The following is a 4,058-nucleotide window of genomic DNA, read 5'->3' as shown; positions in this document are numbered from 1 at the left end:
GCATCAAGCAGCCTGCTTTGCACTTTCCAGCATTGCAGGCCCCCTATTCCTGCAAATTGAACGCAATAAAATTTTCATATAACCGTCATTTAAATCAGCTCTGGCCGATTTCGGACCGCCTCCTCAACCACAAGGACACACGACGGCAGTTATGACGGGATCTCACGGACCATCATGAGTAAACGTGCGCCCATCATTGCGCTCATAGGGTCAGACGGCAGCGGAAAGACCACAACGGGATCAGCTCTTCTCGAATGGATGCGCCGCGATCGTCCTGTCGCATTCTGCCATCTGGGCAAACAGACAGGTAGCGTGGGGCGGCTTATCGCCCGACTGCCTTTTGTCGGAAAGCGCGCGGATCGCCGCATCACACGGACGACTGAGAAAACGCGCGATGCTGGCAGAACGAAGCTGCTGCCTGCCCTCATCATGTTCCTGTTCAGTATGCGTCGCGTGCTGCGTTTCCGGAGAATGTTGAAGCTGCATCGGCAGGGGGTCGTCATATTGACGGATCGCTATCCACAGATCGCGGTTCCCGGCGGCCTCGACGGTCCCGCCATGACCTTCTCGGCAGAAAATAGCACCGTTGTGCAGGCGCTCGCCACTCTGGAGCGCGGGCTTTACGCTTGGATGGCCAGCTACGAGCCGGATCTGGTCATCCGTCTCAATGTGGACGTGGCAACCGCAGCAGCACGCAAGCCCGATCACAATCTGAAGTCGCTCTCCAGAAAGATTGCCGATGTGCCGCGCCTCTCCTTTGGAGATGCGCCAATCCTCGACCTCGATTCAACCGAGCCGTTTGAAACTATGATTCTCAAGGCGGAAGCAGCGATCGCTGACGTTCTGCGCCACCACGACAGTGTTGCATTGGAGTCAAAACACCCATGCTGATGCTCAATCCGCAATACAGCGCAGCTCTTCTCGAAAATGAACAGCCCCTGCCCCCGATCATCGCCCTGATTGGCAGCGATGGCTCGGGCAAGTCGACGCTGAGCGCAGATCTGACGCGGATTCTTGGCCATGAGCGTCCGGTGATGTCCTGCTATCTCGGGTTGGGATCGGGTGATCTGGGGCGTCGGATCGGCCAGTTGCCACTGATTGGGCAATATCTTGAGCGTGTGCTGACAAAACGGGCGAAAACCACCCGTTCACCCGGCGAGAAAATCCCCGGTCCGCTAACGGCCCTTGTGGTGTACGGCTTCTCGATCCTTCGTTACCTGCGCTTCCGCCGCATGCAGCGCGCCCGTCAGCAGGGCTATACGATCGTGACCGATCGCTTCCCGCAGGTCGAAATTCCGGGCATGTGCGATGGCCCCGGCCTCTCGGTCGCCCGTCCGGGGAACCGTTTCGTTGCAGCTCTCGCCCGCAGGGAACGCGCGCTTTACGAGAAGATGGCTGAGGTATGGCCGTCTCTGGTCATCCGCCTGGACATCGACCCCGAAACCGCACACAGCCGCAAACCGGACCACGACCTCGGCTTGCTAAAAGCTAAAGCCGAGACCATAACCCGGCTCAGATTTGGCGCGGCACCCATCATCTCGGTCGATGCACGCAAATCGTATAATGAAGTTCTGAAGCGTGTCGTGGATCTGTGCAAAAAGAAACTGACCTGAGATCAAGTTCTCCTGACAGCACAGCCCTCGGGGACCACTCCCTGAGCGGTAGCCTACCGACCTTTTCCTCTCCGCGTGCCAATGCGTAACTGGTTTCGCGATGGGGTGATGCGTTCCATTCTGAAGAACGCAGGCTATCTCGCTTCGACCAAAGCTGTCGGGGGAATCATCGGTCTGCTTGCTCTGGTGTGCGCCGGACGAGGGATGAGCGCCGTCGGTTTCGGCACCGTCATGCTGATCCATACCTATGCGCTGGGTATCGCCGCCTTCACCAAATTCCAGAGCTGGCAGATGATCGTCCGCTATGCTGCGCCAGCCATGGCGCGGGAGGACAGGACCACCGCCCGCCAGGCCATCCGCTTTGCCTGCGGCCTCGATGTCACTTCGGGCTTGTTCGGCATGGTCCTCGCCATGGCCAGCGTGATGCTGTTCGGACCACGCTTCGGCATCAGTCCCGACATCGTGCCGCTGGCCGTCGCATACTGCACGCTGATCCCCACCATGTCGTCCAGCACACCCGCAGGCATCCTACGTGTCATGGACCGGTTCGATCTCATCAGTCTTCAGCAGACAGCTACGCCAGCAATCCGGGCGGTCGGCGCTCTCATTGGCTGGCTGTGCGGCTTTGGCATGCCCTTTTTTCTGCTGACCTGGTACATTGCCGATCTCGGTGGCGATCTCATCCTGTGGGGTATGTCCCTCTCCGAACTTCGTCGTCGGAACATGATGGATGCGTTCCGTCCGAGCCTGCTCGCCGCACCGCGGACGCTTCCTGAAAGCTGGCATTTCGTGTGGTCAACAAATCTGACCACCTCGCTCGACTCATGCAAGGAGCCGGTCAGCAACATCATCCTCGGTCACATGCTTGGCCCGGCGGCCGTCGGCCTCTACCGGATTGCGACATCCATTCTCAGTTCCGCCGTCAAACCTGCCCTGCTGATGGAAAAAGGCTTCTATCCGGAAATCATGCGCCTCGACCCGGCCAGCACACGCCCCTGGCTGCTCGGCCTGCGCTCGGGATTGCTGGCAGCCGCAACTGCTCTGGCGATGGTCATCGGCATCTGGGTGCTGGCGCGGCCTGTGACCGTGCTGTTCGGCGAGAAATATCATGTGGCGGCGACGCTGCTCATGATCATGGCCCCTTCGATCATTATGTCGATGGGCGGCTTTCCCATTCCATCGCTCCTCTTCATGGCCGGACGACCGAAGGCGCTGTTCTGGTCTCATGTTGTCGGAACGTCAGTCTGGTTCGTGGTCCTGATCTGGTTCACCCACAGATTTGGCCTGTATGGCGCTGCAGCGGCCTATATCGTCGCTCCCGTCCTGCTATTCCTGTGCGCTCTCATCCCCACGCTCTACAGCTTTTTCAATCGCCACACGCTGAGCCTGCCCACTGCCGAAGTCGCTGAAGAAGAAGCGCTCGCAGCCGAAGCTGTAACGACAGGCTCAGAAACCTGATGCCCGGACAGTCAGAAAATCAGCATGCATAAAGTTGACCCGCCTTTTCCGGAAGAAATGCTCGACCGGCTTTTCGGCTATATTCTCGAGAACGATGTGGTCACGGAGGATTGCGTTCCTCCCGCAGAAATTCCAATGCAGTTTTCCGACACGGAAATTATCGATGCTTTCCGATTGGCGCGACAGCTTTTCACCCGTCGCCTCGATATCAATCTTTTCCGTCGGCTGACGGCGACTCTAGCCATCAAAAGCGATCTTTCCGCACCGGATCGTCTGGCATTCAAACATGCACGGGCGAAGTTCAAGCAGGTCCGCTTTGCGAAAGCGAACTTCGATAAACGCCATGTCTATCCCGCCTGCCTGAATCTCACGACCGCAGTGCTCGGACACCTTCAGGACGATTTCAAAAATGGTCATTCGGTAAGAACGCGCGCCCGTAGCGTGCTGGCCTGCGCCCTGCTTTCGCCAGTGCCTTTCATGCTGATTCTGCGTGAACTGCGGGATTTTCGTCCTGTCTCCGCTGACGGACTTCGGGAATGGACTGGCCGCGAAAACCAGCGCCTGCAAAACATCATGGCGAAACCCGAATTGACCGGGCGAGAGTTCCACTCCACCCGCAAGATCATCAGCCGCCGCGTGTCCCTGTATGACACTTTACGCGTCATCACACCTTCACCTGCACTCGACCAGACCTCCCGCTTTCTGGCGACGCTCAATGGGCTGATGGGCGCGCTGCATGACACACTCGTCGAGGAAAAGGCGAGTGGCGCGCGCGATTATAATAATGAAGTGTTTCCCATGCCGCAGAATATACGGGACCGTCTGACGGCGCTCGTTGCAGCTCTGGAGCGGTAAGGCGCGGCAGCACGCAGCTGAACTGAATCACATATGTGATTCGGAATATTTGCTGTCATTTTCGGGAAAATGGTGGAAGGAGTTGGATTCGAACCAACGTAGGCGTACGCCAGCGGATTTACAGTCCGCCCC

Annotated in this window: 4 protein-coding genes; all 4 read left to right on the top strand. The window is 58.2% G+C overall.

Annotation, left to right across the window (positions count from 1 at the left end):
- Positions 1–174: 174 nt before the first annotated feature.
- The 4 genes from ABF824_RS15855 (at position 175) to ABF824_RS15840 (ending at position 3,926) form a co-directional block, all read left to right on the top strand.
- Positions 175–891, top strand: coding sequence for a nucleoside triphosphate hydrolase (locus ABF824_RS15855; protein WP_415489930.1), 717 nt, complete (start codon positions 175–177; stop codon positions 889–891).
- Complete coding sequence (locus ABF824_RS15850) at positions 885–1,613, top strand: hypothetical protein (protein ID WP_415489929.1); 729 nt, start codon at positions 885–887, stop codon at positions 1,611–1,613. The genes ABF824_RS15855 and ABF824_RS15850 overlap by 7 nt, the downstream gene beginning before the upstream one ends.
- Positions 1,614–1,694: 81 nt before the next feature.
- Entirely contained in the window at positions 1,695–3,071 is a 1,377-nt protein-coding gene (locus ABF824_RS15845; RefSeq protein ID WP_415489928.1) for a lipopolysaccharide biosynthesis protein, read from the top strand.
- A 24-nt stretch (positions 3,072–3,095) separates the two neighbouring features.
- Positions 3,096–3,926, top strand: coding sequence for a hypothetical protein (locus ABF824_RS15840; protein ID WP_415489927.1), 831 nt, complete (start codon positions 3,096–3,098; stop codon positions 3,924–3,926).
- Positions 3,927–4,058 lie beyond the last annotated feature (132 nt).

Source organism: Acetobacter sp. (genome assembly GCF_047721705.1).
Classification (GTDB): Bacteria; Pseudomonadota; Alphaproteobacteria; order Acetobacterales; family Acetobacteraceae; genus Acetobacter.
Note: the sequence above shows the minus strand (reverse complement) of the source record. Positions and strands in the feature narration are given on the sequence as shown.

Excerpts from the sequence above, each read along its gene's own strand:
- ABF824_RS15850 (WP_415489929.1), top strand. The coding sequence starts at position 885 with ATGCTGATGCTCAATCCGCAATACAGCGCAGCTCTTCTCGAAAATGAA.
- ABF824_RS15840 (WP_415489927.1), top strand. The coding sequence starts at position 3,096 with ATGCATAAAGTTGACCCGCCTTTTCCGGAAGAAATGCTCGACCGGCTT.
- ABF824_RS15845 (WP_415489928.1), top strand. The coding sequence starts at position 1,695 with ATGCGTAACTGGTTTCGCGATGGGGTGATGCGTTCCATTCTGAAGAAC.
- ABF824_RS15855 (WP_415489930.1), top strand. The coding sequence starts at position 175 with ATGAGTAAACGTGCGCCCATCATTGCGCTCATAGGGTCAGACGGCAGC.